The sequence below is a fragment of the Actinomadura rupiterrae genome (assembly GCF_024172125.1).
Taxonomy (GTDB): Bacteria; Actinomycetota; Actinomycetes; order Streptosporangiales; family Streptosporangiaceae; genus Spirillospora; species Spirillospora rupiterrae.
The window spans coordinates 1-16,252 of the sequence record NZ_JAMZEA010000015.1 but is presented as its reverse complement, the minus strand read 5'-3'; the positions used below and the strand labels follow the sequence as shown (position 1 = coordinate 16,252).

Here is a 16,252-nt window from a genome sequence, read left to right as displayed (position 1 = left end):
CGCCCCGGCGCGCACCGGCCACCGCGCCACGGCGGGCCGCGGGCACCTCCCCGCCCCGTCCGAACCAGGCGCGGCGCACGGCGCCGTCCGGAGCGGAGCCGTCCGATCGCGCGGGGGTTGGACCCGGGAAGGGCCCCGACATCCAGGAGAAAACGGTGCACCGCCCCTACCGCCTGTGGGGACGGCACCGGCCCGATGGATGCCAGGGGCCCTCCTCCGTGTCCGGACGCGGTAGCGTTCGCCCCGGTCCGCAACGGATCTGCTGAACACAACGGGCCGACAGATCGGACAAGGAGCCGCGGTGGCGCACGACACCCTCCCGGAACGGCAACCGGGACCCCGCACGGGCGACGACCCCGCCGCCGCGGGCGCCGCCGATCCGGCCGAGGGCCGCGACGCGGACGCGGGTCCGGCCTCGGGCCCGGGCGAGGGGCGGTGGGCGCGGATCCGCCGCGGCGGACGCGCCGGATGGCCCCGCCACGCCGTCACCGCCACCGCCGGGCTGCTGCTGTGGCTGGCCTTCCCCCCGGTCGACCTGCCCTACCTCGGCCCCCTCGCCGTCGCGCTGCTCACCCTGGCCTGGCGCGGCGTGCCCGCCCGGACCGCCGCCTGGCTCGGGTTCGTCGGCGGCGCGGTGTTCTTCCTGCCCGTCCTGGAGGGCATCCACAAGGTCGGCTGGGACGGCTGGGTGCTGCTCAGCCTCGTCCAGGCGCTCTACTTCATCCCGCTCGCCGCCGGGACGGCCGTGGTGACGCGCCTGCCCGCCTGGCCGCTGTGGACCGCCGCCGGGTGGGTCGCCGAGGAGGCGCTGCGCGGCCGGCAGCCGTTCGGCGGGTTCCCCTGGGCGCGGCTGGCCTTCAGCCAGACCGCCACACCCCTCACCCCCTACGCCTCGCTCGGCGGCGCGCCGCTGGTGACCTTCCTGACCGCGCTGGTCGGCGGGCTGATCGCCTACGCCGCCGTCACCGCCTGGCGCCTGCGACGCGACGTCCGCCCCGCCACCGGGCAGGACACCGAGCAGGGCGGAGAGCAGGGCGGAGAGCTGGGCGCGGTGCAGAACGGTCCGTCGGGGCGGGGCCGCGGGCTGCGCGGGCCGCTGCTCGGCGCGGCCGTCGCCCTCGTCCTGGCCGGATTGGTGGTCGGCGGCGGGACGGCCATCCCGACGCCCGCGTCCGGACGGCCCGTGACCGTCGCGGTCGTCCAGGGGAACGTGCCGCGCCTCGGCCTGGACTTCCTCGGGCAGCGCCGCGCCGTCCTGGACAACCACGTCCGCGAGACCAAGAAGCTCGCCGCCGACGTCCGCGCCGGCCGCGTCGCCCGCCCCCAGCTGGTGATCTGGCCCGAGAACGCCAGCGACCTCGACCCCTTCACCGAACCCGACGCCTTCCAGGCCATCGACGGCGCCGTCCGCGACATCGGCGTCCCGGTCCTGGTCGGCGCGCTGGTCGACACGCCCGACGGCACGAAGGTCGAGAACCGCGGCATCGTCTGGGACCCCAGGACCGGGCCCGGCGACTACTACGTCAAGCGGCACCCCGTCCCGTTCGGGGAGTACCTGCCGTTCCGCGACGTCCTCACCAAGCTGATCACCCGGTTCCAGCGCATCTCCCGCGACTTCGTCAAGGGGAACCGGTCCGGCGTGATGAGGCTCGGCCCGATCACCGTCGGCGACGTCATCTGCTTCGAGGTCGCCTACGACAAGGAGACCCGCGACTCGGCCCCCGGCAACGTCATGGTCGTCCAGACCAACAACGCCACCTACGGCGAGACGAGCCTGCCGCCCCAGCAGATCGCCATGTCGCGGCTGCGCGCCGTCGAGCACGGCCGGACCGTCCTGGTCGCGGCGACCAGCGGCATCAGCGCGATCGTCGCCCCCGACGGCCGCATGATCGCCCGGTCGAAGGAGTTCGTCCCCGCCGTGCAGGTCGCCGCGGTCCCCGCCCGCACCTCCACTACGATGGCGGACCGCGTGGGCGCGCTCCCCGAGTGGGCCCTCACCCTCACCGCCCTCGGCGCGGTCGCCGCCGCGCTCGGCCTGGCGCGCCGCCGCCGCACCGCCGCACCCGCGGACGGCCCCGCACCGGCCCCGGCACCGGACCCGGCACCGGACCCCGAGCGGGCCCCGGAGCCCGACCCGGCGCAGGACGCGGCCGGGCGGGACGCGGCGCCCGCCGATGTGCGGGACACTGGGGGGCAAGCACGCACCGACGACGAGGAGAACTGACGCCGATGGACATCCCAGCCGACCTGGGCCGGGTCCTCGTGATCATCCCGACCTACAACGAGCGGGACAACATCGAGCCGATCGTCGGCCGCGTCCGGGCCGCGGTGCCCGAGGTGGACGTGCTGGTCGCCGACGACAACAGCCCCGACGGCACCGGCGACCTCGCCGACGCCCTGGCCGCCGCCGACGACCACGTCAAGGTCCTGCACCGCAAGGGCAAGGAGGGCCTCGGCGCCGCCTACATCGCCGGGTTCCGCTGGGCCGCCGAGCACGGCTACGACGTCATGGTCGAGATGGACGCCGACGGCTCCCACCAGCCCGAGGAGCTGCCCCGCCTGCTCACCGCCCTCCAGGACGCCGACCTGGTCCTCGGCGCCCGCTACATCCCCGGCGGCAAGATCGAGAACTGGCCGGTGTCGCGGCAGTTCATCTCCCGCGGCGGCAACCTGTTCGTCCGGATGATGCTCGGCCTGCCGCTGCGCGACGCCACCGGCGGCTACCGCGCGTTCCGCGCCGCGACCCTGGACAAGATCGGCCTGGACGGCGTCGACTCGCGCGGCTACTGCTTCCAGATCGACCTGGCCCGCCGCTCCCTCAAGCAGGGCCTGCGCGTCGTCGAGGTCCCGATCACCTTCGTCGAGCGCGTCCACGGCACCAGCAAGATGAGCCGAGACATCATGATCGAGGCGATGCTCCGCGTCACCCAGTGGGGCGTCTCCGACCGCCTCACCCGCCTGCGCAGCAAGCGCTGACCCCCGCCCGGGGCCGGGAAACGTTCGGGTGGGGTGCGGCGTTGTCATGAATGACGGTTCGTCCACCCGAAAATGGAAGCCATGCTGCCGCTCGTCCTGGTCCTGTCGTTCCTGCTGCTGCCCGTGCTGGAGATCAGCCTGATCATCGTGGTGGGGCAGGCGATCGGCGGCTGGCCGACGGTGGCGCTGCTGGCCGCCGGGCTGGTGCTGGGCGGCTGGCTCGTCCGCCGCGAGGGCCGCCGCGCCTGGCGCGCCCTGAACGCCGCGCTCAGCCGCGGCGAGCTGCCCGAGCGTGAACTCGGCGACGCCGCGCTGGTGATGGCCGGCGGCGTGCTGCTGATGATCCCCGGGTTCCTCACCGACGTCGCCGGGCTGCTGTTCGTCCTGCCGTTCACCCGGCCGCTGCTGCGGCGGCTGCTCGGCGGGGTCGCCTCGCGGCGGCTGGAGTCGGTCCAGGCCCGCGCGGGCTTCCCGCCCGGCATGACCGGCCTCGGCGGCCAGGACCCGTTCGGGCGCCCCTCAGCGGCCCGGGGAGAGTCCGGAACCGCCCCGCACGGCACCGTCGTCCAGGGCGAGGTCATCCACGACGACGACCGCCCCTGAGCCCCCGGGCAGACCCCGCGAGGCCACCGGGCCGCGGAGGGCCGGAACGGCGCCACCGGACGGCCCGAAACCCAGGCACGGAAAGAACCCCGGGTACGGAAAGAACCCCAGGCACGGAAAACCGCCGGGCCGCAGGTACGGAAAACCGCCGGGCCGCCTCCGTCAGTGACGGGGGCGGCCCGGCGGTCGTCGTGGCAGGCGCCGGCCTGTCAGGCTGTCCTGCGCCGGCCCGAACGCAGGATCTCCAGGCGTTCGGCCAGCACCTCCTCCAGATCCTCCAGCGTCCGCCTTTCCATCAGCATGTCCCAGTGGGTCCGCGGCGGCTTGCCCTTCTTCGCTTGGGGCAGCTCGCCGTCCACCCGCAGTGCGGTCGCGCCGCAGCTGCGGCACTCCCAGGTCATGGGCACCTCGGCCTCGGCAGCGAGCGTCACGGTGAACCGGTGCCCCTTGCCGCAGGTGTAGTCGACCTCCTGGCGTGGGGCCAGATCGGTGTTGCGATCGTTCTCGTAGCTGGTCGCTCCGAGTCGGGTGCCGCGAAGTGCGCGCTCCGCCATCGTCACGTGCCTCCCAGACGGCTTGCGGTCTTGTTCAGACCAACGCTGAGTACCCCGGCAAGATTCCCAGTCGGACCGGGTTCCAACCCTGGTACTTTTCCGTATTCGCCACCGGGCCGTGACGGACCGTTCACCGCTTCCGCGTGGTGACCACGTGATCGATCAGCCCGTACTCCAGCGCCTCGTCCGCGGTGAAGAACCGCGCCCGGTCCAGGTCGCGCCGGACGGCCGCGGTGTCGCGCCCGGTCGACTCGGCGACGATCCGCTCGGTGAGGTCCCGCAGCCGCAGGATCTCGGCCGCCTCGATCTCCAGGTCGCTGGACGACCCGCGCGACACCCCCACCTCCGGCTCCGCCAGCAGGATCCGCGCCCCGGCGAGCGCCTGCCGCTTGCCGGCCGCGCCGCCCGCCAGCAGGATCGCCGCCGCCGACACCGCCTGCCCGAGGCAGGTGGTCTCCACCACCGGCCGGACGTACTGCATCGTGTCGTAGATCGCCAGCATCGCTGTCAGCGACCCGCCGGGGGAGTTGATGTACAGGTTGATCGGCCGGTCGGGGTCCATGCCCTCCAGCGCCAGCATCTGCGCCGTCACGTCGTTGGCGGAGGTGTCGTCCACCGGCGACCCGAGGAACACGATCCGCTCCTCGAACAGCTTGTTGTAGGGGTTGCTCTCCTTCACCCCGTAGGACGTCCGCTCGACGTAGGACGGCATCACATAGCGCCCCTCGGCGCGCGGCGCGATCACGAGCCGACCCGGTCGGTGGTGTCGACGACGTGGTCGACGAAGCCGTACTCGCGGGCCTGCTCGGCGGTGAACCAGCGGTCCCGGTCGCCGTCCTCCACCACCCGCTCCAGCGGCTGCCCGGTGTGGAAGGCGATCCGCTCGAACAGGGTGCGCTTGAGGTACACCGACTGCTCGGCCTGGATCCGGATGTCGGAGGCGGTGCCGCCGATCCCGCCGGAGGGCTGGTGCATCATGATCCGCGCGTTGCGCAGCGCGTACCGCTTGCCGGGCGCGCCGGCGCACAGCAGCATCTGCCCCATCGAGGCGGCCATCCCGAGCGCGACGGTCGACACGTCGTTCGGGACGAACTGCATCATGTCGTAGATCGCCATGCCCGCGTCGACGACGCCGCCGGGGGAGTTGACGTACAGGGTGATGTCGCGCCGCCCGTCCTGCGCGGCGAGCAGCAGCAGCTGCGCGCAGACCCGGTTGGCGACCTGGTCGTCGACCTCCTCGCCGAGGAACACGATCCGCTGCCCCAGCAGCCGCCCGAACAGCGCCTCCCCGCCCAGCTGCGCCTCCGGCGCCGCCACCGAGGCCCGAGACCTCCCCACAAACGTCTCCCCCCGCCGCTGCGAGCCGCCGCCGGTCCAGTCCGCACCCACCATGGCCCTCTCCTCAAAATAGGTAGCCTGGGTAGAACGTACATTTTCCCCCGAGTGCGGGAGAAGGGGAAGTGAGGGGTGTTCGCTATAGGATGAACAGCGTGGAGATACCGGTTACGGAAGCTCGGAAGGTCCTGGCGGACCTGATCAACCGGGTCGTCTACGGCGGCGAGGAGGTCGTCCTCACCCGCCACGGCAAGACCGTGGCCGCTCTGGTGTCCCCGGAGGAGCTGGAGGTGCTGCGCATGCTGCGCGCCGGCCGCCTCGACCTCACCCAGACCGGCCCCGCCCCGTCCGACCAGCCCGCCGCGGACACCCCCCGCCACGAGCCGCCCCTGCGCATCGCCGCCCACCTCCGCCCCCCGGGCCCGCCCCCGTCCTCCCGCCCCCCGGGCTTCGGCCGCTGACCCTCGTCCGCCCGGTCAGGTGATGGACAGGAGGGTGACGGCGAGGGCGGCGGTGGCGAGGCCGGTGAGCTGGCCTCGGGCTATGCGCTCGTGCAGGACGCCGCGGGCCAGCAGGACCGTCGCCGAGGGGTAGAGGGCGACGATCACCGCGACGATGGACAGGTCGCCGGTGCGGGAGGCGATCAGGAACAGCAGGTTGGCCAGCGAGTCCAGGATGCCCGCGGCCGCCGACATCAGGTAGGCGGGCTTCTCCTCGCCGAGGCGGCCGTGCAGCGCCGCGGCGGCGGTGAGGGTGATCGCCGAGGAGACCGTCCGGCCGATGATCAGCGGCGCGACGCCGCTGCCCGACGGAGCCTGGTGCAAGAAGATCAGCTGGAGCGCGATCGCCGCGCCGGCGCCGAGCGCCGCCACCAGGGCCTTCCAGGACGGCCGGGCCGAGACGGCGCCGGGGCCCGCGCTGACCAGCACCACCGCGACCAGCGCCAGCGGCAGCCCCACGGACGCGGACGTGGAGAGCTCCTCGCCCTGGAGCAGGCCCACCAGCACCGGCAGCGCCGCCGAGACCAGGGCCGTCACCGGCGCCAGGACGTTCATCGGCCCGATCGCCAGCGTCCGGTAGGCCAGGGTGAACGCCGCTGCCGACGCCACCCCGGAGGCGGCCCCCCACAGCACCGCGCCGCTGTTGAAGGTGGCGCCGAGCAGCGGCCACAGCAGCAGCTCCACCACCAGGCTCCCGGGCACCGCGACCGTCACCGTCCGCAGCACGTGGGCCTTGCGCGCCCCGAGCCCGCCGAGGAAGTCGGCGCAGCCGTAGGCGAGGGAGCTGGCCGGAGCCAGCAGCAGCGCGATCACCACACCCCCGGGACCGGATAGCGGACGACTGTTACCGCATTAAGTAGCCACCCGGAAGTGGTTAAACCGGATACGGCCCCGCTGTGGCCAGGACATGGGCCTCGCACGGCACGGACGTGGTGCACCGGGCGGGCATGCAGAGCGCCAGGGATGAAGCCGCGCCGCGGGTCTGGAGCGGCGGCGTGGACGGACGGAACGGGGGCTTTTCCCGACTGGGGGCATAGCGGCGGGGGTGTGCGACAGTGGGACGTAAAGGCGTGGAGTGCCGCGGTGTGGGCGCGTAGGGTACGGCGGTGGCGCCGGGGCGGTCCGGCGTGTCCGCCTGTGAGGAGACGCGTATGCCGGGGGACGGGGAGGCCGCCGTCGAGGTGGCCGGGCTGGTCCGCAGGTTCGGTGCGGTCGAGGCGGTGCGGGGGATCGAGTTCGCCGTCCGGCCGGGGGAGATCTTCGGGTTCCTCGGCCCGAACGGGGCGGGCAAGTCCACCACGATCAACATGCTGTGCACGCTGCTGCGCCCGTCGGCGGGGGCGGCGCGGGTGGCCGGGTTCGACGTGGTGCGCGAGCGCGACGAGGTGCGCCGCAACATCGGCCTGGTGTTCCAGGACCCGACGCTGGACGGGTACCTGACCGGCGAGCAGAACCTGCGGTTCCACGCCGAGCTGTACGGGGTGCCGCGGTCGGCGCTGCCGGAGCGGATGCGGCAGGTGCTGGAGATGGTCCGGCTCTGGGACAAGCGCGGCGACCGGGTGCAGACCTACTCGGGCGGGATGAAGCGGCGGCTGGAGATCGCGCGGGGCCTGCTGCACTCGCCGCGGGTGCTGTTCCTGGACGAGCCGACGGTGGGCCTGGACCCGCAGACGCGGGCGTCCATCTGGGAGTACATCCGGGAGCTGCGCGCCGCCGAGCAGATCACGATCTTCATGACGACGCACTACATGGACGAGGCGGAGTACTGCGACCGGATCGCGATCATGGATTCGGGGTCGATCGTGGCGCTCGACACGCCGGAGGCGCTGAAGGCCGGGGTCGGCAAGGACCGGGTGCAGATCCGCACCGACGACGACCAGGCGGCGATCGCGGCGCTGGCCGAGCGGTTCGACCTGGCGGCGACGGTCGCCGAGGGCGCGGTGACCTTCTCGGTGGAGTCGGGCGAGGCGTTCGTGCCGCGGCTGTTCGCCGAGCTGGGCATGCCGATCCGGTCGGTGAGCGTGTCGCGGCCGTCGCTGGACGATGTGTTCATGTCGTTCACCGGCACCACGATCCGCGACGCCGAGGGCTCGGCCAGCGACTGGATGCGCATGGCGATGCGAGGCCGCCGATGAAGCGCGCGGACGACGCGGTGGAACGCGCCGGCGACGCGGCCGAGCGGGACGGCGACGCGACCGAACGCGCCGGCGAGGCGGCCGGGCGGGATGACGGGGCGGAGCGCGCTGGGAGCGCGGCCGGAGGGCACGACGCGGTGAAGGGGGCGGATGCGGTGACGGCGACCGAGCGGGACGGGGCGCGGGCCCCGCAGGCGGGACCGGTGGCGCGGGTCGCGGTGCCCGAGCGGAGCCTGGCGCACGACCTGCGCGCGGTGAAGATCGTCCTGCACCGGGAGCTGATCCGGTACTGGCGGGACCGGATGCGGATGGTGTCGGGGCTGGTGCAGCCGGTGCTGTGGCTGCTGGTGATGGGCACGGGCCTGTCGAACCTGATGACCGCGGGGCGCGGCGCGTCCGGCGGCGCGCACGTGGATCTGAAGACGTTCATCTTCCCCGGCGTGTGCGCGATGACGGTGATGTTCACCGCGATGTTCTCGGCGGGGTCGATCGTGTGGGACCGGGAGTTCGGGTTCCTGCGGGAGATGCTGGTCGCGCCGGTGTCGCGGTCGTCGATCGTGGTCGGCAAGTGCGTGGGCGGCGCGGCGGTCGCGACGCTGCAGGGCGCGGTGATCCTGGCGCTGGCCGGGCTGGCCGGCATCCCCTACGACCCGGTGCTGCTGCTGGAGCTGCTGGGGCTGATGTTCCTGGGGGCGTTCGCGCTGACCGGGTTCGGGGTGATGATGGCCGCGCGGATCAAGAGCATGCAGTCGTTCTTCGGGCTGATGCAGATGGCCATGATGCCGATGATGTTCCTGTCGGGGGCGCTGTACCCGCTGGCGGGCCTGCCGGTGTGGCTGGCGGTGCTGACGAGGTTCAACCCGCTGACCTACGCCGTCGACCCGCTGCGCCAGGCGGTGTTCTCGCACCTGACGCTGACGCCGGAGCTGCGCCGGACGTTCGATCCGGGCGTGACGTGGGGCGGCTGGCGGGTGCCGGTCGGCCTGGAGATCGTCCTGGTGGTGCTGATGGGCCTGGCCCTGATGGGCGTGGCGATCATGGAGTTCCGCCGCTCGGAGTAGCCCGCCTTCAGGCGGCGAGGCCGGCGGCGAGCCGGTCGGCGGCGCTGCGGGGCTCGCGGCCCAGGAGCTCGGCCAGCAGCGGGTCGGCTTCGGCGAAGTGGCCTGCGCGGGCTGCCTGGTACCAGGTGAGCATGAGCCGGGCCATCGGCTCCGGGACGCCGCTTGCGATCTGGTCGGCGGCCCACTGCTCGTCGTCCACGACGACCCGCTGGACGGTGCGTCCGGTGAGGGCGGAGGCGGTCTCGGCGAGGTCGGCGAAGGTGGCGGCGGCCCGTGCGGTCAGGGTGACGGGGCCGTCGAGGGAGCGCTCTCCCGCGAGGAGCGCGGCGGTGGCCTCGGCGATGTCGTCGCGGTCGGTGTAGGGGACGGGCCCGTCCTGCGGCTGGGCGATCACCCCGGTCCGCTGCCAGGGGCCGAGCAGCTGGTCAAGCGGGCCGTAGGCGCCGTTGCGCAGCGCGGTCCAGGCGGTTCCGGAGGCCGCCAGGACGGCTTCGGTGGCGATGTGGATCTCCGACGGCCGGTAGGGGTTGCCGGGGACGGCGCCGTGCTGGCTGGTGTAGAGGATCCGCCGGGCGCCGGCCGCGACCGCGGCCTCGACGGCGTTGCGGTGCAGCGCGACGATGTCGGCGGCCGGGTCGTTGCCGGACACCACCAGGACCTGCTCGGCGCCGGCGAACGAGCCGCGCAGCGACGCCGGGTCCTCGTAGGAGCCCTGCCGCACGCGCACGCCGAGGTCGGCCAGGTGCCGCGCCTTGGCGGTGTCGCGGACGCTGACCCCGATCCGATCGGCGGGGACGCGCTTGAGGAGGTGCTCGACGGTCGCGCCGCCCAGCCCGCCGGTGGCACCGGTGACAACGATCATGTTCTCGACCTTCCCGAGCCCCCCGCGCCGGTCCCGGCGGCGGGAGGCCGCATAAGTTGACCATCTGGGTCAGCTTCTGGTCCGTTTGCGACGGTAGGTAAACTGACCATGCAAGTCAAATTACGGCCGGGGGCGACGGGAAGGGACGGTGGGGGCCGTGGCCGGTGCGGTGCCTTCGCAGGCCCGGCTGCGCGCCGACGCCCGGCGCAACGTCGAGCAGATCCGCGCCGCCGCGATCGGCGCCTTCCAGGGGCGGGGCCTGACGGTGCCGCTGGAGGAGGTCGCCAGGGCGGCGGGCGTGAGCAAGGCCACGATCTTCAACCGGTTCGGCGGCCGGATCGGCCTCATCGAGGCCGTCATCGAGGAGGTCGTCGCCAGGGAGCTGTTCGCCTTCATCGACCGGACGCGGGCCATCGGCGACGCCGGCGAGCGGATCGCCCACTACCTCACCGCGATCCGCGACCTGCAGTACCGCCAGCCCGCCTTCAACGACGTCCTGCTGCAGACCTACCCGCACTCGCCGCAGCTCATGGAGATCTGCCGCGCCGGAAGCGAGGCCAACGAGGAGTTCATCGCCGCTGCGCGGGCCGCCGGCGCGCTGCGGCCGGAGTTCACCGCGGACGACCTGCACGCGCTCGTCATCGACAACGCCCTCGCCCTCAAGCACGGCCCGCTGCCACCCCGCGACGCCTACGACCGCCGCACCCGCTACCTCCTGGACGGCATCCGAGGCCCCGCCGCCCCTTGACCAGCGCCCTCGCCGGGCTGCGCGTGGCCACTACTCAAGCCCCGTACCGGGGACGCAACGGCCGGAACCAGGCTGATCGTTCAGAGCGCTACGGCCGGAACCGGGGCTGATCGTTCGGAAAGGGAAAGGCCCGCCGCGTCCGGGTGGGGGACGTGGCGGGCCTTGGTGCGCGGACGGGCCTGTCAGACGGCGAAGTCCAGGAGCGGGCGCGCGTTGCTGGGGTGCCGCAGCTTGGACAGCGACTCCTTCTCCAGCTGGCGGATCCGCTCGCGGGTCAGGCCGAGGGCCTTGCCGATCTCGTCCAGGGTGCGGGGCGTCCCGTCGTACAGCCCGAACCGCATCGCCATGATCTTGGCTTCGCGCGGGTTCAGGATGTCCAGGGTGCGGCGCAGCTGGTCGGCCATCAGCTGCCGGTCGACCAGCTCGGCGGCCTCGGGGCTGTCGGTGTCCTCGATGAGGTCGCCGATGCGGGTCTCGCCGTCCTCGCCGATGGTGGAGTCGAGGCTGATCGGCTGGCGGCTGGTGCGCAGCAGCTCGCGGACCTGCTCGGGGCTCTTGTCGAGCTCCAGGGCCAGCTCCTCCGGGCTGGGCTCGCGGCCGAGGCGCTGGTGCATGTCGCGCTCGACGCGGCTGAGCTTGCTGAGCATCTCCAGCACGTGGACGGGCAGCCGGATCGTGCGGGCCGAGTCGGCGAAGCCGCGCTGGATGGCCTGCCGGATCCACCACATGGCGTAGGTGGAGAACTTGTAGCCCTTGGAGTAGTCGAACTTCTCCACGGCGCGGATCAGGCCGAGGTTGCCCTCCTGGACGACGTCCAGCAGCGACAGGCCGCGGTCGGAGTACTTCTTGGCGACCGACACCACCAGCCGGAGGTTGGCCTCCAGCATGTGCGCCTTGGCGCGGCGGCCGTCGCCGGCGACCCACTCCAGCTCGATGCGGTAGCGGTCGTCGAGGGTGTCGCTGCTCTCCAGCAGGTGCTCGGCGTATAGGCCGGCCTCGATCCGCTTGGCGAGGTCGACCTCCTGCTCGGCGGTGAGCAGCTGGCGGCGCCCGATGGCCTTGAGGTAGGTGTGGACCGAGTCGCCCATGGTGGTGGACTGGTCGTCCAGGTCGGCGGTGACCTCGGTCTCGGCGGCCTCGACCTCGGTGAGCTCGAAGGTGCCGTCATCGGCGCCGTCGGCGTCCTCGTCGGCGGGGGAGGCGGGCTCGGGGGCGGCCTTCACCACGGACTTGGCGGCGCTGCCGGCCGTGCTCTTGGACGAGCCGGTGGCGCGCTTGCGGGCCGGGGCCTTCTTGGCGGCGGTGGTCTTCTTCGCGCCGGCGGCGGGCTTGGCGGGGGTCTCGCCGTCCTCGGCGGTCTCCGCGGCCGCTTCGGCGGCGGCGACCAGCTCGGCGGTCAGCTCGGCGCTCTCGGCGGCCTTGGCCGCGCGGCTCCTACTGGGCTTGGTGGCCTTGCCGGCGGTGTCGGTGGTCGGCGCCTTCGCCGTGCGGGTGCCCCGTGCGGTCTTCTTGGCGGCGGTGTCGTCCTCGCTGGCCAGGCTGATGCCGGCCTCCGACAGCTCCCGCAGGATCGACCGGCCCTGGCCGGGGCTGATCCCGGCGGCCTCGAAGGCCCGGCGCACCTCGTCGAGCGAGAGGCGGCCCTGCGCCCGGCCGCGCTCCAGGAGGTCGTCGAGGGCAGGGCTCGGCGATTCCGTGAGCGGGTTCTCGGCGGCGGTTCGCGGCATGGGGACACCCCCCTCCCTTCCGTGGTGTGGCAGCGCGGAGGCTTCGCTGGTGCTCGCCTGCTGGTGACGCGCGCATTAGTCGGAACGTCGCGGGAGGGGGTCGTTGTTCCCGGGATCGGGTGGCGGCGTGTCTCAGGAGTCCGTGGCAGCAGGGGCCGGGGACGGCCGAACCCTGCAGGTCAGCACCTCTCTCCTCATGAACCTTACTGCGTAAAGCTCCCGGCCGGGAGAGATTTTACAAAGCATCTTCTACGTCACGTCTCCGACAGAGGAGGAGCGCCATGGCCCGGGTTCTGCGGCAGGGCGCGGCCGTAGCGGGCGATGACGCGCTCGCGCAGGTCCGGGTCGTCCCGCGGGACGGGTTCGAGGAACACCTCGAAGACCTCCTCGTGCGCGTCGTGCAGCTCGCGGGACATGCGGACGCAGGCGCGCTCGACGTCGGCGGCCGACAGCGCGTCGCGGAAGTCCAGGCGGGCGCAGACCAGGATCTGGTCGGCGCCGAAGGTGAGGGTGACGATGTCGACGACCCAGTCGATCTCGGGTGCGGCGCCGAGCCGGCCGCGGATGTCGGCGACGATGCGGGGGTCGGCCTGGTTGCCGATGAGCAGGTTGAGGTTGATGCGGCCGAGGATGAGCGCGACGGCGGTGAGCAGGACCCCGATGAGGATGGAGCCGACGCCGTCCCAGGCGGAGCTGCCGGTGAGCTGGTGCAGGCCGAGTCCGGCGAAGGCGATGAGCAGGCCGGTGAGGGCGGCGGAGTCCTCCAGCAGGACGCTGACGGAGGTGGGGTCGTCGGTGCGGCGGATGTGGGTGAACAGGGTCAGGCCCTCGTCGCGGGCGGCGCCGCGGATCTGCCGGAGGGCCTGGCGCCAGGAGGTGCCCTCCAGGACGAAGGAGACGGCGAGCACGATGTAGCCGACGAGGGGGTCGGCCTCGGTGGGGTGGCCGAGGAGGGTCTGGACGCCCTGGTAGAAGGCGAACAGGGCGCCCATGCCGAAGATCGCGACGGCGACGAGCAGGGTCCAGATGTAGCGCTCCTTGCCGTAGCCGAGGGGGTGGCGGCGGTCGGCGGGGCGTCCGGAGCGGCGCAGGCCGATCATGAGGAGCACTTCGTTGAAGGTGTCGGCGACCGAGTGGGCGGCTTCGGCGGCCATGGAGGCCGAGCCGGTGATGAAGGCGGCGGCGGTCTTGGCGACGGCGATGCCGAGGTTGGCGGCGAGGGCGAGGATGACGGTGAGGGTGTTCTCGTGGGAGTCGGCGTCGGGTGCGCTGGTGTCGGCGAGGCCACTCGTCCCGCCGCCGCTGCCGCCGCTGCCGCTGCCACTGCCGTCGCCGTCGCTCCCGGTCCGGGTGGCTGTTTCGCCTTCGGTCCCGTCCCCGGTCCCGGCTCCCTCGCTGGCTGCGGCTTCGGACGTACCGGTGGCGCTCGTGTCTCCGGCGCCGTCCGGGCCGTCGTCGTCGGCGGGCTGGTGGTGCGGGTGCTGGGTCATGCGGTCCCCTCCTCGCGCGTCCGGGGTGGTCACGGACGGCTTCCGGGGGTCTACCCGGTGGTGGTGATCGCAAGCGCCGGGGGCGGCGGGCCGGGGAGGGCCGGGTCAGGGGGTGCGGAGGGCGGCGCGGTCGGGTTTTCCGGAGGGGAGCAGGGGGAGGGCGGCGCGGAGGTCGAGCTCGCGGGGGGCGGCGTGGGCGGGGAGGGTTTCGCGGACCCAGGCGCGCAGGTCGTCGAGGGTGGGGGCGGGGCCGTCGGGGACGATGACGGCGGTGACGCGTTCGCCCCATTCGGGGTCGGGTCGTCCGATGACGACGGCGTCGGCGACGCGGGGGTGGCGGGTGAGGCGTTCGGCGACGTCGCCGGCGACGACCTTCTCGCCGCCGGTGTTGATGATGTCGTCGATGCGGCCGCGGATGCGGAGGCGTCCGTTGTCGAGGGTGCCGAGGTCCTGGGTGAGGTACCAGCGGCCGTCGCGGGTGGCGCGGGTGAGGTCGGGGTTGAGGCGGTAGCCGGTGAACAGGACGGGTCCGGCGATGCGGACGCGTCCGTCGGGGTCGAGGTCGAGGGTGACGCCGTCGAGGGGGAGGCCGTCGTAGGCGCAGCCGCCGCTGGTCTCGCTCATGCCGTAGGTGGTGTGGACGGTGGCGCCGGCGGTGCGGGCGCGGTCGAGGAGGTCGGGGGGTGCGGCGGCGCCGCCGAGGAGGATGGCGCGGTAGCGGGTGAGGTCGGCGCCGGTGTCGAGGAGGCGGCGGAGCTGGGTGGGGACGAGGGAGATGAGGGTGGCGTCGGTGGTGGCGATGCGGTGGGGGTCGAAGCGGGGGTGGATGTGGGGTGGGGTGCCGGTGAGCAGGGCGCGGACGAGGACCTGGATGCCGGCGATGTGGCTGGTGGGGAGGCAGCAGAGCCAGCGGTCGGTGGTGTCGGCGCCGATGCGGTGGCGGGTGGCGGTGGCGGAGGCGGTGAGGGCGCGGGTGGGGAGTTCGACGAATTTGGGGGTGCCGGTGGTGCCGGAGGTGGCGATGAGGACGGCGGTGTCGGGGTGGACGGGTTGGCCGCCGGGGCGGGGGGTGGTGCCGGTGGGGGTTTCGACGGCGTGGGGTGCGAGGGCGTCGAGGATGGCCTGCAGGGCGGGGGTGGGGGTGTCTGGCGCCAGGGGGCAGATGGCGGGGCCGGTGCCGTCGAGGGCTGCTTGGAGGGCCTGGAGGAGGCGTGGTCCGGGGGGCAGGACGAGGGCGTGCAGGCGGCGGGCTTCCATGGCGGTGCCAGTTTAGGCGACCCTGTTGAACGCGTTCACATCGGTGGGGCGGTTGAATGGTGGCGGCCGTCCGGCCGCACGGGTTCCGGGTGAAGAGGGGCACATGGTTTCGGAGTTGTTCGACGCGTCGGCGTGGAAGCGGGTTGAGGGGTTCGATTTCACCGATATCACCTATCACCGGGCGGTGGATCAGGGGACGGTGCGGATCGCGTTCGACCGTCCGGAGGTGCGGAACGCGTTCCGTCCGCACACGGTGGACGAGCTGTACCGGGCTTTGGATCATGCGCGGATGTCGTCGGATGTGGGGTGCGTGCTGCTGACGGGGAACGGGCCGTCGCCGAAGGACGGGGGGTGGGCGTTCTGCTCGGGGGGTGATCAGCGGATCCGGGGCCGGGACGGTTACAAGTACGCCGAGGGGGAGACGGCGGCGTCGATCGATCCGGCGCGGGCGGGGCGGCTGCACATTCTGGAGGTGCAGCGGCTGATCCGGTTCATGGGGAAGGTGGTGATCTGCGTCGTTCCGGGGTGGGCGGCGGGCGGTGGTCACAGCCTGCACGTGGTGTCGGATCTGACGCTCGCCAGCCGGGAGCATGCGCGGTTCAAGCAGACCGACGCGGATGTGGCGAGCTTCGACGGCGGGTACGGGTCGGCGTACCTGGCGCGGCAGGTGGGTCAGAAGTTCGCGCGGGAGATCTTCTTCCTGGGCGACACCTACTCGGCGGAGGACGCGCACCGGATGGGGATGGTGAACGCGGTGGTGCCGCATGCGGAGCTGGAGCGGGTGGCGCTGGAGTGGGGCGCGAAGATCAACGGGAAGTCGCCGACGGCGCAGCGGATGCTGAAGTTCGCGTTCAACGCGGTCGATGACGGGATGGTGGGCCAGCAGGTGTTCGCGGGGGAGGCGACGCGGCTGGCGTACGGGACCGAGGAGGCGGCCGAGGGGCGGGACTCGTTCCTGGAGAAGCGCGACCCCGATTGGTCGCGTTTCCCGTGGTACTACTAAT

The 16,252-nt window shown here is 73.1% G+C and carries 16 protein-coding genes; 8 read left to right on the top strand and 8 right to left on the bottom strand.

The genetic code is table 11. The features are described from left to right. Window positions 1-301: 301 nt before the first annotated feature. The 3 genes from lnt (at window position 302) to FHU30_RS39530 (ending at window position 3,579) form a co-directional block, all read left to right on the top strand. The gene (gene lnt / locus FHU30_RS39540) at window positions 302-2,224 is read left to right on the top strand and encodes an apolipoprotein N-acyltransferase (RefSeq protein WP_253882841.1); all 1,923 of its coding nucleotides are present in this window, start codon (window positions 302-304) and stop codon (window positions 2,222-2,224) included. A 5-nt stretch (window positions 2,225-2,229) separates the two neighbouring features. Further along, window positions 2,230-2,976: a polyprenol monophosphomannose synthase gene (locus FHU30_RS39535; RefSeq protein WP_253882840.1), complete on the top strand. Its 747-nt coding sequence runs from the start codon at window positions 2,230-2,232 to the stop codon at window positions 2,974-2,976. An 81-nt stretch (window positions 2,977-3,057) separates the two neighbouring features. After that, window positions 3,058-3,579, top strand: coding sequence for an FxsA family protein (locus tag FHU30_RS39530; RefSeq protein ID WP_253882839.1), 522 nt, complete (start codon window positions 3,058-3,060; stop codon window positions 3,577-3,579). A 209-nt stretch (window positions 3,580-3,788) separates the two neighbouring features. Here FHU30_RS39530 and FHU30_RS39525 read toward each other — a convergent pair whose 3' ends face one another. The 3 genes from FHU30_RS39525 to FHU30_RS39515 form a co-directional block, all read right to left on the bottom strand. Next, window positions 3,789-4,133 carry an RNA polymerase-binding protein RbpA gene (locus FHU30_RS39525; RefSeq protein ID WP_253883020.1) on the bottom strand — a complete coding sequence of 115 codons (345 nt, stop codon included), beginning with the start codon at window positions 4,131-4,133 and terminating at the stop codon, window positions 3,789-3,791. 130 nt (window positions 4,134-4,263) lie between these two features. Continuing rightward, window positions 4,264-4,878 (bottom strand): ATP-dependent Clp protease proteolytic subunit, encoded by a 615-nt coding sequence (locus FHU30_RS39520; RefSeq protein WP_308211482.1) that lies wholly within the window; start codon window positions 4,876-4,878, stop codon window positions 4,264-4,266. Continuing rightward, window positions 4,875-5,471, bottom strand: coding sequence for a ClpP family protease (locus FHU30_RS39515; protein WP_253882838.1), 597 nt, complete (start codon window positions 5,469-5,471; stop codon window positions 4,875-4,877). The genes FHU30_RS39520 and FHU30_RS39515 overlap by 4 nt, the downstream gene beginning before the upstream one ends. A 152-nt stretch (window positions 5,472-5,623) precedes the next feature. Here FHU30_RS39515 and FHU30_RS46640 point away from each other — a divergent pair, with 152 nt between their 5' ends. Further along, a complete protein-coding gene (locus tag FHU30_RS46640; RefSeq protein ID WP_308211481.1) occupies window positions 5,624-5,929 on the top strand; it encodes a type II toxin-antitoxin system Phd/YefM family antitoxin in 306 nt (101 codons plus the stop codon). A 15-nt stretch (window positions 5,930-5,944) separates the two neighbouring features. Here FHU30_RS46640 and FHU30_RS39505 read toward each other — a convergent pair whose 3' ends face one another. Then, window positions 5,945-6,781 carry an EamA family transporter gene (locus tag FHU30_RS39505; RefSeq protein ID WP_253882837.1) on the bottom strand — a complete coding sequence of 279 codons (837 nt, stop codon included), beginning with the start codon at window positions 6,779-6,781 and terminating at the stop codon, window positions 5,945-5,947. A gap of 338 nt (window positions 6,782-7,119) precedes the next feature. Between FHU30_RS39505 and FHU30_RS39500 the strand changes: the two genes are divergently transcribed. Together FHU30_RS39500 and FHU30_RS39495 are read left to right on the top strand one after the other, a co-directional pair. Further along, complete coding sequence (locus FHU30_RS39500; RefSeq protein ID WP_253882836.1) at window positions 7,120-8,103, top strand: ATP-binding cassette domain-containing protein; 984 nt, start codon at window positions 7,120-7,122, stop codon at window positions 8,101-8,103. Next, on the top strand, window positions 8,100-9,164 hold the full coding sequence (locus FHU30_RS39495) for an ABC transporter permease (protein ID WP_253882835.1): 1,065 nt from the start codon (window positions 8,100-8,102) through the stop codon (window positions 9,162-9,164). Before FHU30_RS39500 ends, FHU30_RS39495 begins: the two co-directional genes overlap by 4 nt. 7 nt (window positions 9,165-9,171) lie before the next feature. On the opposite strand, the gene FHU30_RS39490 is transcribed toward FHU30_RS39495, so the two are convergent. Continuing rightward, on the bottom strand, window positions 9,172-10,026 hold the full coding sequence (locus FHU30_RS39490) for an NmrA family NAD(P)-binding protein (protein WP_253882834.1): 855 nt from the start codon (window positions 10,024-10,026) through the stop codon (window positions 9,172-9,174). A 157-nt stretch (window positions 10,027-10,183) separates the two neighbouring features. Between FHU30_RS39490 and FHU30_RS39485 the strand changes: the two genes are divergently transcribed. Then, window positions 10,184-10,774 carry a TetR/AcrR family transcriptional regulator gene (locus FHU30_RS39485; protein ID WP_253882833.1) on the top strand — a complete coding sequence of 197 codons (591 nt, stop codon included), beginning with the start codon at window positions 10,184-10,186 and terminating at the stop codon, window positions 10,772-10,774. A gap of 182 nt (window positions 10,775-10,956) precedes the next feature. Here the strand turns inward: FHU30_RS39485 and FHU30_RS39480 are convergent, their stop codons facing one another. The 3 genes from FHU30_RS39480 to FHU30_RS39470 all read right to left on the bottom strand — a co-directional run bounded on the left by FHU30_RS39480 (window position 10,957) and on the right by FHU30_RS39470 (window position 15,248). Beyond that, window positions 10,957-12,501, bottom strand: a complete 1,545-nt coding sequence (locus FHU30_RS39480) for an RNA polymerase sigma factor (protein WP_253882832.1) — start codon at window positions 12,499-12,501, stop codon at window positions 10,957-10,959. A 254-nt stretch (window positions 12,502-12,755) separates the two neighbouring features. After that, a complete protein-coding gene (locus FHU30_RS39475) occupies window positions 12,756-13,991 on the bottom strand; it encodes a cation diffusion facilitator family transporter (protein ID WP_253882831.1) in 1,236 nt (411 codons plus the stop codon). Window positions 13,992-14,096: 105 nt separating this feature from the next. Continuing rightward, window positions 14,097-15,248, bottom strand: coding sequence for an AMP-binding protein (locus tag FHU30_RS39470; protein WP_253882830.1), 1,152 nt, complete (start codon window positions 15,246-15,248; stop codon window positions 14,097-14,099). Window positions 15,249-15,351: 103 nt separating this feature from the next. Here FHU30_RS39470 and FHU30_RS39465 point away from each other — a divergent pair, with 103 nt between their 5' ends. Continuing rightward, window positions 15,352-16,251 (top strand): 1,4-dihydroxy-2-naphthoyl-CoA synthase, encoded by a 900-nt coding sequence (locus tag FHU30_RS39465; protein ID WP_253882829.1) that lies wholly within the window; start codon window positions 15,352-15,354, stop codon window positions 16,249-16,251. Window position 16,252: the final 1 nt, after the last annotated feature.